At 69.9% G+C, this 15,583-nt stretch carries 13 protein-coding genes and 1 pseudogene; 8 read left to right on the plus strand and 6 right to left on the minus strand.

Features of this window, described 5'->3' with window-relative positions; translation table 11 throughout:
- The first annotated feature begins 17 nt into the window (after positions 1 to 17).
- Positions 18 to 1,448, plus strand: coding sequence for an ArnT family glycosyltransferase (locus tag RNB18_RS19655; RefSeq protein ID WP_311715376.1), 1,431 nt, complete (start codon positions 18 to 20; stop codon positions 1,446 to 1,448).
- A 188-nt stretch (positions 1,449 to 1,636) separates the two neighbouring features.
- Here RNB18_RS19655 and RNB18_RS19660 read toward each other — a convergent pair whose 3' ends face one another.
- Complete coding sequence (locus RNB18_RS19660; RefSeq protein WP_311715377.1) at positions 1,637 to 2,002, minus strand: NTP pyrophosphohydrolase; 366 nt, start codon at positions 2,000 to 2,002, stop codon at positions 1,637 to 1,639.
- A 70-nt stretch (positions 2,003 to 2,072) separates the two neighbouring features.
- On the opposite strand from RNB18_RS19660, the gene RNB18_RS19665 reads away from it, so the two are divergent.
- From RNB18_RS19665 to RNB18_RS19680, 4 genes and pseudogenes are all read left to right on the plus strand, one after another.
- Positions 2,073 to 3,101, plus strand: coding sequence for a hypothetical protein (locus RNB18_RS19665; RefSeq protein ID WP_311715627.1), 1,029 nt, complete (start codon positions 2,073 to 2,075; stop codon positions 3,099 to 3,101).
- 93 nt (positions 3,102 to 3,194) lie between these two features.
- Positions 3,195 to 3,616: pseudogene (locus RNB18_RS19670) on the plus strand (hyaluronoglucosaminidase); the annotation flags it as partial.
- A gap of 30 nt (positions 3,617 to 3,646) precedes the next feature.
- Positions 3,647 to 3,901, plus strand: a complete 255-nt coding sequence (locus tag RNB18_RS19675; RefSeq protein ID WP_311715379.1) for a hypothetical protein — start codon at positions 3,647 to 3,649, stop codon at positions 3,899 to 3,901.
- A 10-nt stretch (positions 3,902 to 3,911) separates the two neighbouring features.
- Positions 3,912 to 4,058 (plus strand): hypothetical protein, encoded by a 147-nt coding sequence (locus tag RNB18_RS19680; RefSeq protein WP_306975184.1) that lies wholly within the window; start codon positions 3,912 to 3,914, stop codon positions 4,056 to 4,058.
- Positions 4,059 to 4,111: 53 nt separating this feature from the next.
- Here the strand turns inward: RNB18_RS19680 and RNB18_RS19685 are convergent, their stop codons facing one another.
- The 4 genes from RNB18_RS19685 to RNB18_RS19700 form a co-directional block, all read right to left on the minus strand.
- Positions 4,112 to 6,238, minus strand: coding sequence for a 3-hydroxyacyl-CoA dehydrogenase NAD-binding domain-containing protein (locus RNB18_RS19685; RefSeq protein ID WP_311715380.1), 2,127 nt, complete (start codon positions 6,236 to 6,238; stop codon positions 4,112 to 4,114).
- Positions 6,235 to 7,461 (minus strand): thiolase family protein, encoded by a 1,227-nt coding sequence (locus RNB18_RS19690; RefSeq protein WP_311715381.1) that lies wholly within the window; start codon positions 7,459 to 7,461, stop codon positions 6,235 to 6,237. The genes RNB18_RS19685 and RNB18_RS19690 overlap by 4 nt, the downstream gene beginning before the upstream one ends.
- A gap of 117 nt (positions 7,462 to 7,578) precedes the next feature.
- Positions 7,579 to 8,616 (minus strand): LacI family DNA-binding transcriptional regulator, encoded by a 1,038-nt coding sequence (locus RNB18_RS19695; protein ID WP_311715382.1) that lies wholly within the window; start codon positions 8,614 to 8,616, stop codon positions 7,579 to 7,581.
- Complete coding sequence (locus RNB18_RS19700; protein ID WP_311715383.1) at positions 8,613 to 10,973, minus strand: glycoside hydrolase family 2 protein; 2,361 nt, start codon at positions 10,971 to 10,973, stop codon at positions 8,613 to 8,615. Before RNB18_RS19700 ends, RNB18_RS19695 begins: the two co-directional genes overlap by 4 nt.
- A gap of 150 nt (positions 10,974 to 11,123) precedes the next feature.
- On the opposite strand from RNB18_RS19700, the gene RNB18_RS19705 reads away from it, so the two are divergent.
- From RNB18_RS19705 to RNB18_RS19715, 3 genes are read left to right on the plus strand one after another with little or no spacing between them, the layout of a single operon-like run.
- Entirely contained in the window at positions 11,124 to 12,437 is a 1,314-nt protein-coding gene (locus RNB18_RS19705; protein WP_311715384.1) for an ABC transporter substrate-binding protein, read from the plus strand.
- Complete coding sequence (locus RNB18_RS19710; RefSeq protein ID WP_311715385.1) at positions 12,437 to 13,378, plus strand: carbohydrate ABC transporter permease; 942 nt, start codon at positions 12,437 to 12,439, stop codon at positions 13,376 to 13,378. Before RNB18_RS19705 ends, RNB18_RS19710 begins: the two co-directional genes overlap by 1 nt.
- Complete coding sequence (locus tag RNB18_RS19715) at positions 13,375 to 14,205, plus strand: carbohydrate ABC transporter permease (RefSeq protein ID WP_311715386.1); 831 nt, start codon at positions 13,375 to 13,377, stop codon at positions 14,203 to 14,205. The genes RNB18_RS19710 and RNB18_RS19715 overlap by 4 nt, the downstream gene beginning before the upstream one ends.
- A 23-nt stretch (positions 14,206 to 14,228) precedes the next feature.
- Here the strand turns inward: RNB18_RS19715 and RNB18_RS19720 are convergent, their stop codons facing one another.
- Positions 14,229 to 15,509: a ribonuclease D gene (locus tag RNB18_RS19720; protein ID WP_311715387.1), complete on the minus strand. Its 1,281-nt coding sequence runs from the start codon at positions 15,507 to 15,509 to the stop codon at positions 14,229 to 14,231.
- Positions 15,510 to 15,583 lie beyond the last annotated feature (74 nt).

The raw sequence follows: 15,583 nt of genomic DNA on the forward strand, positions 1-15,583 counted from the left end.
CGGATAGCGTGCTGCTCATGCCCGCAGAGCTCCTGCTCCCGTCACGTTCCGTATCCGATTCCCGTACGGCATACTGGAGCCGACTGCTGCCCCCGCTCGCGGCCCTGGCCTGCGTGACGCGAGTCCCGTCCTTCACGCGCCCCCTCTGGAACCCGGACGAGGGCTATCTCGCCGTACAGGCACGGCTGTTGGCGCAGGGCGGACAGCTCTACGAGACGGTCGTCGACCGCAAGCCGCCGTTCGTGCCGTGGCTCTACGAGGCCGCGTTCACGGTGACGGGCTCCGGCACGCTGGCCGGGGTGCGGGTCCTGGCGGTCCTGGCCCAACTCCTCACCGCCGCCCTGCTGGCCTCCCTGGCCCGCCGCCGCTGGGGCGAAACGTCCGGCCGTACCGCCGGAGTGCTGTACCTGCTGATCTCCGTCGGCCTGAACCCCGAGGACGCGCAAGCGGCGACCTTCGAGGTGTTCCTCCTGCCCTGCACGGCCGCCGCGATGTGGTGCGCGGACCGGCGGCGCTGGGGTGCGGCGGGAACGGCGGTCGTCTGCGCGTTCCTCACGAAGCAGACGGGCGGGGCGGTGCTGCTGCCCGTGCTCTGGCTTTACGTCGCCTCGGGCGCGGGGAGTTGGGGCGTGCGGCAGCTCGTGGCGGGGGCGTTGACGCCAGTACTGTGCGCGGCGCTGCTGACCGACCCGGCGGGTTTCCTGTTCTGGACGGTGACGGGTTCGGAGGCGTACGCGACGCTGACCGGCTCCGAACTCCACGTACTGGCAAGGGGTTTGGCCAACACCGGGATCGTGGCGGTGGCCTGCGCGGGCCTCATCGCGCCCGTCGTACGGGCCCGGCGCGCACCGACCACCGATCTGTGGCTGTGGCTGCTCGCGTCGGCGGGGGCGGTGCTGCTCGGCCTCCACTTCTTCGGCCACTACTACCTCCAACTCCTCCCGCCGGTCGCGCTCCTGACCACGGGGGCGCTTCGCGCGTTGCCTTACGACCGCACGGTCACGGCGGTGCTCACATCGGCCTGCGCGTGCGCGCTGTTCCTGACGTGGGGTGCGCTGGCCCCTCGCACCGACCTCGACCACGCACACCGTGTCGCGCAGGCGGTGTCGTCCCGTACGCCGTCGGGCGATCCGGTCCTGATCTGGGGGATGCACCCGGAGACGTACTGGCTGGCGGACCGTGCCCCGGCCACCCGCTATCTGACGGCGGGTCTCCTCACGAACTACAGCGGGGGCCGGGACGGCGGGCGGGTGGGGGAGAGGTATGCCGTGCGGGGTGCGTGGACGGTGTTCCGGCGGGAGGCGGTCTCGGCGGCCCTGGTGGTGGACGACTCCCGCGGAAAGCCGTACGCGCCGGAACGGGTGCGGGGCCTCCGGCGGTTGTTGGCGGTGGGGTACGAGGAGGTGGGGACGGTGGATGGGGCGGTGCTGTATGTGAAACGGCGGTAGGGGTGCGTTGTCGGCCGCGGGTGCGTCGTGGCCGGTCGCGCCCACGCGGCGGAGCCGCATATCGATACAGCCCCGCGCCCCTGAGGTACGTGCACTGGACCCACCTCCAGGGGCGCGGGGAACTGCGCGACCAGCCCCCACCGGGCCGCCAGCCGCAACACGACACAGCGCGGCACATCGGATGGCGCTCACGGACGAACCGTCCGCGGCCCCGCCACCTCCGCCCCCAACTCCCCGACTCTCCGCCGAAGTTCACGATCCGCGGTGACCACCAGCACCGGCCGCTCACCCGCCTGCCCCACCAGCTCCACCATCCGGTCGTCGCCGCTCCCCACCGCCGACTCCACCCGGACCCCCGGCACGGACTCCACCCCCCGAGCCGCACCCTCCACCACCAGCACGATCTCCATCGGACCATCCCGCCCCGGCACTCCGTCCGCCGCCAGCCGGTCCCGCAACCGCTCCGCCGCCCCCCGCCGGTCCCGCCACCACCCGTCCGGCACCGACCCGACGACATTCGCGGCGTCCACGACGACCAGCAGCACGTCACTCATGCGTCCAGCGTCCCACGACCGGCCCGCCCGAAGGCGGCGCCGACCGCCCGATTAGAGTGGGCCCGTGTCAATGGTCCGTACAGTGAACGGCGACTGGCTCATCCGCGCCCGCGACGGCCGACTCGGCGTCTACGCCACCCGCGACGAAGCCGTGTGGTGCAGGGCGGAGCGCCGCCCGGGCGGCGGCACCTGGCTGCCCTGGCGCAAGGTCGGCGGCGACCAGCGCCTGCACCCCGGACTCGCCGTGGGACACGGCGCCGACGGCTACGCACACCTCGTCTCCTGGCGCCCCACCAAGGCCAAAGAAGCGGGCCTCGCGCACTCCACCCACTTCCGCGTCCACCTCGCCGCCCTCGACTGGAGCCCGGTCGGCCACCCCGACAGGACGGGCGCCCGCACCGGTGTCCCCGCCGTGGCCGTCGACGCGGAGGGCCGGGCGCATGTCTTCGTCGGCAACCGTGGCAACGGCGTGCACGCCCTCATCCAGAAGGAACGCGGCGGCTGGAACGCCTGGTCCGGCCTGAAGGGCTCCGACGTGCACGAGGAACTGGCCGCCGTGACAGGGGAGTCGGGCCGGGTCGAGTTGTACGGCACCAACCCGGACGGCATCCTGCGCTGGCTCCAGGAGGAAGCGGGCGCGCCTCCCGTGCCGGCCGACCCGCTGCCCGTTCGCGTCGAGCCGGGCACCCTCAGCGCGCTGTCCACCTCCAAGGAACACACCACGCTGTTCTTCGCGGACCCCGAGGGCATGCTCTACGCCTGGCGCCCGGACACCGAGCCGACCCCCCTGCTCGCGGCGGCCGGCCCCGGCCCGGCGGCCCTGCTCCGCTGCACCCTGGACGGCCACGACTGCACGCTGCTCGCCCAGCGTTCGGCCTCCGGCCGGGTCGCCTTCGCCGCGTGTCCGACGGAGCAGGAGTCGGCGGGCCTGTGGTGGACGGAGTCCGGGCCGCAGTTGCCGGTGGGCACGGCCGTGGCCCTCGCCGAGGACGCGGACGGCCGTATCGTCGCCGCGACGGTGACCCCCGACGGGGAGCTCCGGATCGCCCGGCAGAAGGACGAGCCGGGACTGGCGCTGGCGGCCTGGCAGGAAGTCTGAGCCCGCCCTGACTCGAACAGCCAAGCGTCGCACGTGTGTGCGGGGCCCGTGATGGAATGGTGATCCAATCCGGTACGGACAAGGGGGATCCCCATGGCAGTGGGACGAAGACTGTTCCTCGGCGCGTTCACGGCGGGGGCAGTGACCGTCGCCGCCAACGGCACGGAGGCGGTCGCGGTGGGTGACTACACCGACTACACGGCGCCCGCTCGGTTCTGGACCCAGTCGACGACCGCGCACGCGGTCACCGCCGTCATGGCGGCCACTTCCGGGTCCGGCGCCGCACTCAACGTGGCCTCCGTGAACCCGCAGACCTCTGCCCTGAACGTCACCGGCGTGGAGAACGCCCGCGGCACAGTGAAGATCACCCACGACGGTTACGGTCGGACGCCGACGGCTCCGCCCTGTCCATCGACCTCCAGACGCACGGCGTCACGGACCGGAGCGGCGGCACCGCCGCCCAGGGCATCTTCCTGACCGCCACCACCGGCGCGACCAAAGGCGCCCTGCTCGTCCTGCGCAACAACCCCGGTCTGGACGACTTCGTGGTGAAGGGCAGCGGCCGCGTCGGTGTCGGTATCGGTGTCGGGGACACACCACAGTCCCAGCTCCACGTCGTCCAGGTGGCGCCGCAGGCGGCTTCTGCGATCCTCGCCGAGGGCTCGGTGCGGCTCGCGAACATCGCTGAGGAGCCCAGCAACGCGCCCGCCGACCTCGGAGGCGGCTCCCTCTACGCCCAGAACGGCGCACTGTACTGGAAGGGCGGCAGCGGCAAGCCCACGCTGCTCGCACCGGCGTAGGGGGGCCACGATGGAACTGACCCCCGAACAGCTCGTCGCGGAGTTCCAGGACGCCGTCATGGAGCTGTACTTCGCCCGCAAGCGCATCGCGCACCTGGAGACGGAGAACGCCGAGTTGAAGGCGCGACTGACAGCGGCCGACGCGTCCGGTGAGTGAAAAGAGGGCCTCCGCCGCCGCGGAGGCCCTCTTCACCGTCGTACGACCAGTCGCTACGCCGGTACCGACGCCACGCCCGGAGCCAGGAACTTCTTGCCGTTCACGCGCTCGGAGACACCCTCGCGGTCCAGGTACGGCGTGATGCCGCCCAGGTGGAAGGGCCAGCCGGCGCCCGTGATCAGGCAGAGGTCGATGTCCTGGGCCTCGGCGACGACACCCTCGTCGAGCATGAGCCCGATCTCCTGGGCGACGGCGTCGAGGACGCGGTCGCGGACCTGCTCCTCGGTCAGCACGGAGTCGCCCTGCTTCAGCAGCGCGGCGACCTCCGGGTCCAGCTCCGGCTTGCCGGAGTCGTAGACGTAGAAGCCGCGCTTGCCCGCCTTGACGACGGCCGCGAGGTTCGGGGAGACCGTGAAGCGGTCCGGGAAGGCCCGGTTGAGGGTCTCCGAGACATGCAGACCGATCGCGGGACCGACCAGCTCCAGGAGAACCAGCGGCGACATCGGCAGGCCCAGGGGCTCCACCGCCTTCTCCGCCACCTCGACCGGGGTGCCCTCGTCGATGACGTTCTGGATCTCGCCCATGAAGCGGGTGAGGATGCGGTTCACGACGAACGCCGGGGCGTCCTTGACCAGCACCGCGGTCTTCTTCAGCTTCTTGGCGACGGCGAAGGCGGTGGCCAGCGACGCGTCGTCGGTCTGCTCGCCGCGGACGATCTCCAGGAGGGGGAGGATCGCGACCGGGTTGAAGAAGTGGAAGCCGACCACCCGCTCGGGGTTCTTCAGCTTCGACGCCATCTCGGTGACCGACAGCGAGGAGGTGTTGGTGGCGAGGATCGCGTGCGCCGGGGCGACCGCCTCGACCTCCGCGAACACCGTCTGCTTGACGCCGATCTCCTCGAACACGGCCTCGATGATGAAGTCCGCGTCGGAGAAGCCCTCCGCCTTGTCCAGCACACCGGTGACCAGGGCCTTGAGGCGGTTGGCCTTGTCCTGGTTGATACGGCCCTTGCCGAGCAGCTTCTCGATCTCGGCGTGGACGTAGCCCACACCCTTGTCGACGCGCTCCTGGTCGATGTCGGTCAGCACGACCGGCACCTCGAGGCGGCGCAGGAACAGCAGCGCGAGCTGGGAGGCCATCAGACCGGCGCCGACCACACCGACCTTGGTGACCGGGCGGGCCAGGTTCTTGTCCGGGGCGCCCGCGGGACGCTTGCCGCGCTTCTGCACCAGGTTGAACGCGTAGATGCCGGAGCGCAGTTCGCCACCCATGATCAGGTCGGCGAGGGCCTTGTCCTCGGCGTCGTAGCCCTGCTGGAGGTCGCCGTTCTTCGCGGCCTCGATGATGTCCAGGGCGCGGTAGGCGGCCGGAGCGGCCCCGTGCACCTTGGAGTCCGCGATGAAACGGCCCTTGGCGACGGCCTGGTCCCAGGCCTCACCGCGGTCGATCACCGGGCGGTCGATGACGATCTCGCCCTTGAGGACGGACGCCGTCCACAGCAGGGACTGCTCCAGGAAGTCCGCGCCCTCGAACAACGCGTCGGCGATGCCCAGTTCGTAGACCTGAGCGCCCTTGAGCTGCTTGTTCTGGTTGAGGGAGTTCTCGATGATCACCGAGACGGCCTTGTCGGCGCCGATCAGGTTCGGCAGCAGGGTGCAGCCGCCCCAGCCGGGGACCAGACCGAGGAAGACCTCGGGGAGCGAGAAGGCGGGCAGGGCCGCGGACACCGTGCGGTAGGTGCAGTGCAGACCGACCTCGACGCCACCGCCCATCGCCGCGCCGTTGTAGTACGCGAAGGTCGGCACCGCGATGCCCGCGAGGCGCTTGAAGACCTCGTGGCCGCCCTTGCCGATGGCCAGCGCGTCCTTGTGCTCCTTGAGCAGCTCGACGCCCTTGAGGTCGGCGCCGACGGCGAAGATGAACGGCTTGCCGGTGATGCCGACACCGACGATCTCGCCGGCCGAGGCCTCCTTCTCGACCTGGTCGATGGCGGTGTCGAGGTTCGCCAGCGAGGCCGGGCCGAAGGTGGTCGGCTTGGTGTGGTCGAAGCCGTTGTCCAGCGTGATGAGCGCGAAGCGGCCCGCGTTGAACGGCAGGTCCAGGTGACGCACGTGCGCCTGGGTGACTACCTCGTCCGGGAACAGCTCGGCCGCACCCTTCAAGAGCTCAGTGGTGCTCACTTGCTGCCTCCGGCGTCCTTGTGGTTCGGGTTCTCCCAGATGACCGTCGCGCCCATGCCGAAGCCGACGCACATGGTGGTCAGGCCGTAGCGGACCTCGGGCTGCTCCTCGAACTGGCGGGCCAGCTGCGTCATCAGACGCACACCCGAGGAGGCCAGCGGGTGACCGAAGGCGATCGCGCCGCCGTACTGGTTGACGCGCTCGTCGTCGTCCGCGATGCCGTAGTGGTCGAGGAAGGCCAGGACCTGCACGGCGAAGGCCTCGTTGATCTCGAACAGGCCGATGTCGGAGATGGACAGGCCCGCCTGGGCGAGCGCCTTCTCGGTGGCCGGGATCGGGCCGTAGCCCATGACCTCCGGCTCGACACCCACGAAGGAGTACGAGACGAGGCGCATCTTCACCGGCAGGTCGTTCTCGCGGGCGAAGTCCTCGGACGCGATGAGGGAGGCGGTGGCGCCGTCGTTCAGACCGGCCGCGTTACCGGCGGTGACCCGGCCGTGCACACGGAACGGCGTCTTCAGGCCCGACAGGTTCTCCAGGGTGGTCCCCGGGCGCATCGGCTCGTCGGCGGTGACCAGACCCCAGCCGGTCTCACCGGCCTCCGGGTTGGTGCGGCGCACCGAGATCGGCACCAGGTCGGCCTGGATCTTGCCGTTGGCGTACGCCTTGGCGGCCTTCTCCTGGGAGCGCACGGCGTACTCGTCGGCGCGCTGCTTGGTGATCTGCGGGTAGCGGTCGTGCAGGTTCTCGGCGGTCATGCCCATGAACAGAGCCGACTCGTCGACCAGCTTCTCGCTGACGAACCGCGGGTTCGGGTCCACGCCCTCGCCCATGGGGTGGCGGCCCATGTGCTCGACACCACCGGCGACGGCGATGTCGTAGGCGCCGAAGGCGACCGATCCCGCGACCGTGGTGACGGCGGTCAGAGCGCCGGCGCACATGCGGTCGATGGAGTAGCCCGGGACGGACTGCGGAAGACCGGCGAGAATCCCGGCGGTACGGCCGATGGTGAGCCCCTGGTCACCGATCTGCGTGGTCGCGGCGATGGCGACCTCGTCGATCTTCTTCGGGTCGAGACCCGGGTTGCGGCGCAGCAGCTCCCGGATCGCCTTCACGACGAGGTCGTCGGCGCGGGTCTCGTGGTAGATGCCCTTCGGGCCCGCCTTGCCGAACGGGGTGCGGACGCCGTCGACGAAGACGACGTCCCTGACGGTACGAGGCACGATGGCTCTCCTCCAGATGCGGGATCTGCACTGCTGCGATGCGCTGAGCGCGCGCTCAGACCCATGCTACTTATGAGTAACGTGACTGCCCACCCCTGGAGACCGGAGCGGCGAAGGTCACACCGCCGGAGGCGCGGTGGAGCCCCTCGGAGTCAGTACCGGAGTGGGCACGGGGTGCGATCCCGGCCCCTCCCCGGTGATCACCCCGAACAGCGTCCGAGCCGCCTCCGCACCGAATCCGTGCACGTCATGGCTCATCGCGGAGAGCGTGGGATGAGTGAGCCGGCACAGCTGGGAGTCGTCCCAGGCGAGCAGTGAGACGTCACGCGGAACGTTCAGCCCCATCTCCGCCGCGACCGCCAGTCCGGCCACCGCCATGATGTCGTTGTCGTAGACGATCGCAGTCGGCCGGTCCGACGGCGGGGCGGTCAGCAGGGACCGGGTGGCCCGCCCCCCGGCCTCTCCCGAGTAGTCGGTGGTCACCTGCCAGGCCCCCGCCAGCTCCAGGCTCCGCGCCGCCTCGTCGAACGCGGCCGTCCTCATCGCCGTGTGCCCGAGCGCCGCCGCACCCCCCACCCGGGCGATCCGCCGGTGCCCCAGCGCCGCCAGATACCGCACGGCCTCCGTCACGGCGGTGGCGTCGTCGGTCCACACGGACGTGAGGCTGCCGGTGAACGCGGGATGCCCCACCGCCACCACCGGCAGGCCCAGCCGCTCGGTCGCCGCGACGCGCGGATCGTCCGCACGGAAGTCGACCAGGATCGACCCCCCGACCTGCCGTCCCCGCCACCACGACTCCTGCAGCCCGACCTCCTCCTCCACGTTCCGCACGAGCCGCAGCAGCAGCGAGCAGTTCCGCTCGATCAGCACGCTCTCCACGCCCGACACGAACTCCATGTAGAAGGGTTCGAGCCCCAGCAGCCGCGCCGGCCGGCAGATCGCGAGACCCACCACGTCCACCCGCGACCCTGCCAGCGTCCGTGCCGTGAGGTTCGGCGCCCAGCCCAGCTCCCGCGCGGCCAGGAAGATCCGGTCCCGGGTCGCCTCCGACAGCCCCGGCTTGTGGTTGAAGGCGAGCGAGACGGCCCCCTTGGACACACCGGCACGCGCGGCGACGTCCTTGATCGTGACGCGCGACGTCGGCTGGGCTGTCATCGGCTGGGCTCCATGCAGTACAGGGCGGATCGAGCGGCGTCCGGATCAGGAGTCTTCCAGCCGCTGACCCCGATGGTCACCCGCTCCCCGGGCAACAACGTGACCAGCCCCCGGTCGGCCCGAGCCGCCGGATCCAGCCGGTCCGCCTGGAGCAGCAGATCCCGTACGAGGGTGTGGGCCGTCACCGTCACGGCCCCCGGCGCCACGGACACGTCGAACTCGGGCTGGGGGTAAGGGATTTCACGGTCCGCCACAGGGAAGTGCACGGCCCGCAGCCCATCCGCGTCCGCCACCAGGAACTCCTTCGGCCCCACCGGGTCCAGCTCCCGCGGCACCGACACCTCGGCGACGGCCCGCCGCCCCGCACGGAACTCCACGTCCGCCTCGCCGATCACCGTCCCCGCGACCGACATCCGCCGCAGCCGCACGGCACCCGCCCACTCCTCGGCCGTCTGATTGACGACGGCCAACACCCGCCCCCGCAGCGTCAACAGCCGGTCCGCGTACAGGCGCCGCAGCTCGTGATACAGCGGCTTCTCCCGCCCGTCCCCGTCGATCGCGGCCCAACTCGTCACCGGCCAGCAGTCGTTGAGCTGCCACACCACCGTCCCCGCGCACACCGGCCAGTGCGACCGCCAGTGCTCGATCCCGGCGGCCACGGCCCGCGCCTGGTTGACCTGCATGAGGTAGTGCCAGCGGTCGAAGTCCCCTTCGGGAAAGGCGAAATGCCGCTCCAGACCACGCCGAAGCTTGCCGTTCCCGTCGTCGGCCTTCTGGTGGTGCAGCACACCGGGGGAGTCCGCCGCGAGCACCTCCCCGGGCAGCGCACGCGCCAGCGTGGCGTACGCGGGCGGTGCCTGCCAGCCGAACTCGGCCACGAAACGTGGCACTTCACGGCGGTACTCGGCGTAGTCCTCCCGGTTCCACACCTCCCAGGAGTGGTGCGTCCCGTGCGCCGGATCGTTCGGGTGGTGCTCCCACGACCCGGACCAGGGGCTCCCCGCCGTGTACGGCCGCGTGGGGTCCAACTCCGCCACCACGCGAGGCAGTACGCCCAGGTAGTACCCCTCGCCCCAGGAGTCCCCGGCGAGCCGCGCCTCCCATCCCCAGTCCCGGAACCCCCACAGGTTCTCGTTGTTGCCGTTCCACAGCACGAGCGAGGGATGCGGCATCAGCCGTACGACGTTCTCCCGGGCCTCCGCCTCCACCTCGCCCCGCAGCGGCTGTTCCTCCGGGTAGGCGGCGCACGCGAACGGGAAGTCCTGCCAGACCAGCAGCCCGAGCTCGTCGCAGGCGTCGTAGAAGTCCTCGCTCTCGTAGATCCCGCCGCCCCAGATCCGCACCAGGTCCACGCCGGCGGCGGCCGCCTGTCCCAGCCGCTCCCGGTACCGCTCACGGGTGATCCGGGAGGGGAACACGTCGTCCGGGATCCAGTTCACGCCGCGTGCGAAGAGCCGCTCACCGTTGACGACGAGGGTGAACCCGGTGCCGTGTGCGTCGGCCGCACGGTCCAGCTCGACGGTACGGAAGCCGACCCGGCGCCGCCACACGTCCAGCGGGCGGTCCTCGTGCAGAAGTGTCAACTCGACGTCGTACAGAGGCTGTTCACCGTACCCACGCGGCCACCACAGCCCCACGTCGGGCACTTCGAGGCGTACGACCCCCTCAGTGCCGTCAAGGGAGGCACTCGCCCGCACCCCACCCACGGAAGCCTCGACCCTCAGCGGCGCCTCGACCCGGGCCCGCTCGACCTCGACAGCCAACTCCACGACGCCCAGGCCCTGTTCGCCGACGGTCACCAGGGGCCGCACCCGGGCGATCCTGGCCGTCGACCACCGCTCGATCCGCACCGGCCGCCAGATTCCGGCCGTCACCAGCGTCGGCCCCCAGTCCCAGCCGAAGGAGCAGGCCATCTTGCGGAGGTACTGGTAGGGCTCGGCATACGCGGCGGGTCGTTCGCCCAGCTTGCCCCGCACGGCCTCGGCTTCGGCGTAGGCGGAGACAAACCGCACGGCGAGCCGTCCCGCCATGCCGGTCACGTCGAAGCGGTACGAGCGGTGCATGTTCCTGGTCCGTCCCAGGAGTTGGCCGTCCAGGAGAATCTCGGCCACGGTGTCCAGACCGTCGAAGACGAGGTCGGTCTGCTCGTGCCCGTCCACGGGCGGCAGTTCGGTCTCGTACGTCCAGTCCCGCCGCCCCACCCAGGCCAGGTCGGTCTCGTTCCGCCCGAGAAAGGGATCCGGGATCGCCCCGGCCGCCAGCAGGTCCGTGTGCACGCATCCCGGTACGACGGCCGGGAGTTCACCCCCCTCGTGCCGCAGGATCCATCCCTCGGTGAGCGGTGTGGCCTGAAGCATGCAAGCTCCTAAACCGATCGAGTCCAGCGCCGGGAAACAACTCGTCATCGTTGGCGGGATAGGGACTTTACCGGTTAAGAAAACGTTGTCAGAGTTCGGAACCAGCCAACCCGCAAGTGCTCGTCCGTCCCGAGAACGGAGCTGATGCACATGAACCGCCGTACAGTCCTGGCCGTGGTCGTGGGTGCCGCCCTGCTGGTCCCGGGGTGCACCGGCACCGGAGGATCCACGAAGGGCGCCGACGCAGCGGCGCCCACCGACCCGTCGAAGGTCACCGGCACCATCAAGGTCCTCACCGTCCGCACCGACCTCGTGCAGGACGGCACGCTGAAGAAGTACGCCGCCGAGTTCAGCAAGACCTATCCGAAGGTGAAGGTCGAGTTCGAGGGCATCACGGACTACGAGGCCGAGGTCAAGATCCGGATGAACACCGAGAACTACGGCGATGTCCTGCTGATCCCGGCCGTCATCAAGAAGAGCGACTACCCGAGGTTCTTCGCCTCCCTGGGCACCCAGGAGGAGCGCGCAAAGAAGTACCGCTTCACCGACTTCACCGCCGTCGACGGCAAGGTGTACGGGCAGAGCCCCGTCGCCGTGAGTCCCGGGTTCGTCTACAACAAGCGGATCTGGAAGGAGGCCGGAGTCACCGAATGGCCCACCACACCGGCCGAGTTCGTCGCCGACCTCAAGGCCATCAAGGCGAAGACCGACGCGGTCCCGTACTACACCAATTTCTCGGCCGGCTGGCCGCTGTCGCAGTGGACGCAGGTCGACGGCGCGGTGACCTGTGACCCGAAGGCGACGGACAAGCTCGCCGAGGGGGACCCCTGGGCGAAGGGCGCGGACCTGCGCGTCGGTGACCAGCTCCTGTACGACATCGTCCACGAGGGGCTGATCGAGAAGGACCCGACCACCAGCAACTGGGAGGAGTCCAAGCCCCGGACCGCCAAGGGTGAGATCGCCACGCAGTGGCTCGGCACCTGGGCGATCGTGCAGTTCCAGGACGCGGCGAAGAAGGCCGGCGTGAACCCCGACGACATCGGCTTCATGCCCTTCCCGGCCCAGACGGACGGGAAGTTCTGCGCGACCATCGGCCCCGACTACAACCAGGCGGTCAACGTCCATTCCCCGCACAAGGAGGCGGCCCGGGCCTGGATCGACTGGTTCACCGACAAGTCCGGCTATGTCGAGGACAATCTCGCCCTCTCCCCGCTCAAGGACGCGCCGCTGCCGTCGGTCCTGCAGCCGTACGACGACCAGGGCGTGAAGTTCATCGAACTGGACGACGCCCAGGGCGCGAAGGTCAAGCAGATCGACAACGAGTCCGAGGTCGGCCTCTACGCCCCGGAGTACCGCCAGAAGCTCGTCGACCTCGCCCGCGGGGCCCGCAAGGGCAGCCTCGACGACTTCCTCGCCGACCTCAGCAAGCGCTGGACGGACACCCAGAAGAACCTGGGGTCCTGATGACGGACACCACACAGAAGGCGGCCGTGGAGGTGATCCCGGCCGCCCCCGTCCCGGCACCGCCCACGCGCCGGCTCCGCCTCCGGCGGGGCGTGACCCCCTGGCTGTTCCTGATCGCCCCGCTCGCCCTGCTGATCACCTTCACGTACGCGCCGATCGCCAACATGATCGCGTACAGCTTCACCGACTGGGACGGTGTCAGCCCCGAACTGCACTCCACGGGCGTCGAGAACTACCGGGAGGTGTTCACCCGCCCGGATCTCTTCGAGGTCTTCTGGGTCAGCGGTTACTACCTTGCCGCCTCCGTGGTCCAGATCGTCCTCGCGCTCTACTTCGCGACGATCCTGAGCTTCAACGTCCGCTTCCGGAACTTCTTCAAGGGCGTGCTCTTCTTTCCGTACCTGATCAACGGCGTCGCGATCGGCTTCGTGTTCCTCTACTTCTTCCAGGACGGCGGCACCCTCGACTCGGTGCTGAGCCTGTTCGGGGTGAAGACCGACCACGCCTGGCTCGGCACCCCGGTCTCCGCGAACACCTCGCTGGCCGGCGTATCGGTCTGGCGCTATCTCGGCCTGAACTTCGTGCTCTTCCTGGGCGCGATCCAGTCCATCCCGGGGGAGTTGTACGAGGCCGCGGAGCTGGACGGCGCGAACCGCTGGCACCAGTTCCGCCACATCATCGCGCCGGGCATCAAGCCGGTCCTGACTCTGACGGTGATCCTCTCGATCTCCGGCTCGCTGTCGGTCTTCGAGATCCCGTACATCATGACCGGCGGCGCGACCGGCACCGAGACCTTCGTGATCCAGACGGTCAACCTGGCCTTCCGCTTCAACAAGACGGGCCTGGCCTCGGCGGCCGCCGTCGTCCTCCTGCTGATCATCCTGCTGGTGACCTGGGTGCAGCGGCGCCTGGTCCCCGACGACAAGGTGGACCTCGTATGACACGCCGTACGGTCGCCCGCGCCCTTGTCTACTTTTCGCTGATCGCCGCGACCCTGGTCGTCCTGCTGCCGCTCGTGGTCGTCCTCCTCACCTCCCTCAAGTCGGAGAAGGAGATGGCCAACACGAGCGGGGCCCTCGAGCTGCCGCACGACCTGCTGAACTTCCACAACTACGTGACGGCGTTCCAGGACGGCGAGATGCTCTCCGCCTTCACCAACACGGCGATCATCCTGCTGATCTCGATCGGCGGCACGGTCCTCATCGGCTCGATGACGGCCTACGCCATCGACCGGTTCACCTTCCGCTTCAAGAAGCTGGTGGTGGCGCTCTTCCTGACGGCCGCCCTGGTCCCCGGCGTCACCACCCAGGTGGCCACGTTCCAGATCGTCAACAGCTTCGGCATGTTCGACAGCCTCTGGGCCCCGATCGCCCTCTACATGGGCACGGACATCGTCTCGATCTACATCTTCCTGCAGTTCGTCCGCTCGATCCCGGTCTCCTTGGACGAATCGGCCCGCCTGGACGGCGCGAACGCCTTCACGATCTACCGAAAGATCATCTTCCCGCTGCTGAAGCCGGCGACCGCGACCGTGGTGATCGTGAAGGGCATCACCGTCTACAACGACTTCTACATCCCCTTCCTGTACATGCCCTCGGAAGATCTTGGCGTGATCTCGACGTCGCTGTTCCGCTTCCGAGGCCCCTACGCGGCCCACTGGGAGGTCATTTCGGCAGGAGCGGTCCTGGTGATCCTGCCGACACTGATCGTTTTCCTGTCGTTGCAGCGCTTCATCTACAACGGCTTCACGCGCGGAGCGACCAGATGACCTGCCAGGGGCGCGGGGCGGTGCTAGGCGGAAAGCGCGGCCACCAGCACAGGAGTCACCTGCTCGACCTGCCAGGCCCGAGCCCCGTGACCGGCCAACGCCGCCCCCACCGACTGCGCACTCACCACGGCCGGCGGCTCCCAGCAGACCCGCCGCACCGTGTCCGGAGTGATCAGGTTCTCCTGAGGCATGTTCAGCGACTCGGCCAACGCGGACACCGCAGCCCGCGCGGCGGACAACCTCGCGGCCGCCGCGGGATCCTTGTCGGCCCAGGCCCGCGGCGGCGGAGGCCCGGTGAGCGGCTGCCCGGGCTGCGGCAGCTGTACCTCGGCAAGGGCCTTGGCCCGATCCACCGCGGCCTGCCACTGCTCCAGCTGCCGCCGTCCCATCCGGTGCCCGAACCCGTTCAACGCGGCCAGCGCTTGCACATTGACCGGCAGGGAGAGCGCCGCCTCGACGATCGCCGCATCGGACAGCACCTTGCCCGGCGACACGTCACGCCGCTGGGCGATCCGGTCCCGCGCCTCCCACAGTTCCCGCACGACGGCCAGCTGCCGGCGCCGCCGTACCTTGTGCATCCCGGAGGTCCGACGCCAGGGATCCTTGCGCGGCTCGGCCGGCGGAGCCGAAGCGATCGCGTCGAACTCCTGAAGCGCCCACTCCAGCTTCCCCTGCCGGTCGAGCTCCTTCTCCAGCGCGTCGCGCAGGTCGACGAGAAGCTCCACGTCGAGGGCGGCGTACCGCAGCCACGGCTCGGGCAGCGGACGGGTCGACCAGTCGACGGCCGAGTGCCCCTTCTCCAGTACGAAGCCCAGCACCCCTTCGACCATCGCGCCGAGCCCGACCCGGGGGAACCCGGCGATCCGCCCGGCCAGCTCGGTGTCGAACAGGCGCGAGGGCACCATGCCTATCTCGCGGAGACACGGAAGATCCTGCGTGGCGGCGTGCAGCACCCACTCCACACCGGAGAGGGCCTCGCCGAGACCCGAGAGATCGGGACAGGCCACGGGGTCGATCAGCGCGGTCCCCGCACCCGCGCGGCGCAGCTGCACGAGATACGCGCGCTGTCCGTAGCGGTAGCCGGACGCCCGCTCGGCGTCGACGGCGACGGGGCCGGAGCCCGCGGCGAACGCGGCGATCACCTCGGCGAGCGAATCCTCGTCGGCGATCACGGGCGGAATGCCCTCGCGCGGCTCCAGCAGAGGGATCGGCGCCTCCACTGCAGAAGATCCGCCATCGTCCGGAGGGCCGCCTCCGGTGGTTCGCAGTGAAACGTCTGCTGCGGTCTCTTGGGCGTCGGTCACATGTCAAGGGTATCTGTGTATGGACAGCGCCTGCCGACGGAACGTTCCGTCGGCAGGCGCCTTGGGGTCGTAAA

The organism is Streptomyces doebereineriae (genome assembly GCF_031845645.1).
Lineage (GTDB): Bacteria > Actinomycetota > Actinomycetes > Streptomycetales > Streptomycetaceae > Streptomyces > Streptomyces canus.

Bases quoted from the DNA above. Each gene is read 5' to 3' on its own strand.
- RNB18_RS19665 (WP_311715627.1), top strand. From the start codon at position 2,073: ATGGTCCGTACAGTGAACGGCGACTGGCTCATCCGCGCCCGCGACGGC.
- RNB18_RS19655 (WP_311715376.1), top strand. From the start codon at position 18: ATGCCCGCAGAGCTCCTGCTCCCGTCACGTTCCGTATCCGATTCCCGT.
- RNB18_RS19680 (WP_306975184.1), top strand. From the start codon at position 3,912: ATGGAACTGACCCCCGAACAGCTCGTCGCGGAGTTCCAGGACGCCGTC.
- RNB18_RS19705 (WP_311715384.1), top strand. From the start codon at position 11,124: ATGAACCGCCGTACAGTCCTGGCCGTGGTCGTGGGTGCCGCCCTGCTG.
- RNB18_RS19695 (WP_311715382.1), bottom strand. From the start codon at position 8,616: ATGACAGCCCAGCCGACGTCGCGCGTCACGATCAAGGACGTCGCCGCG.
- RNB18_RS19700 (WP_311715383.1), bottom strand. From the start codon at position 10,973: ATGCTTCAGGCCACACCGCTCACCGAGGGATGGATCCTGCGGCACGAG.
- RNB18_RS19710 (WP_311715385.1), top strand. From the start codon at position 12,437: ATGACGGACACCACACAGAAGGCGGCCGTGGAGGTGATCCCGGCCGCC.
- RNB18_RS19660 (WP_311715377.1), bottom strand. From the start codon at position 2,002: ATGAGTGACGTGCTGCTGGTCGTCGTGGACGCCGCGAATGTCGTCGGG.
- RNB18_RS19715 (WP_311715386.1), top strand. From the start codon at position 13,375: ATGACACGCCGTACGGTCGCCCGCGCCCTTGTCTACTTTTCGCTGATC.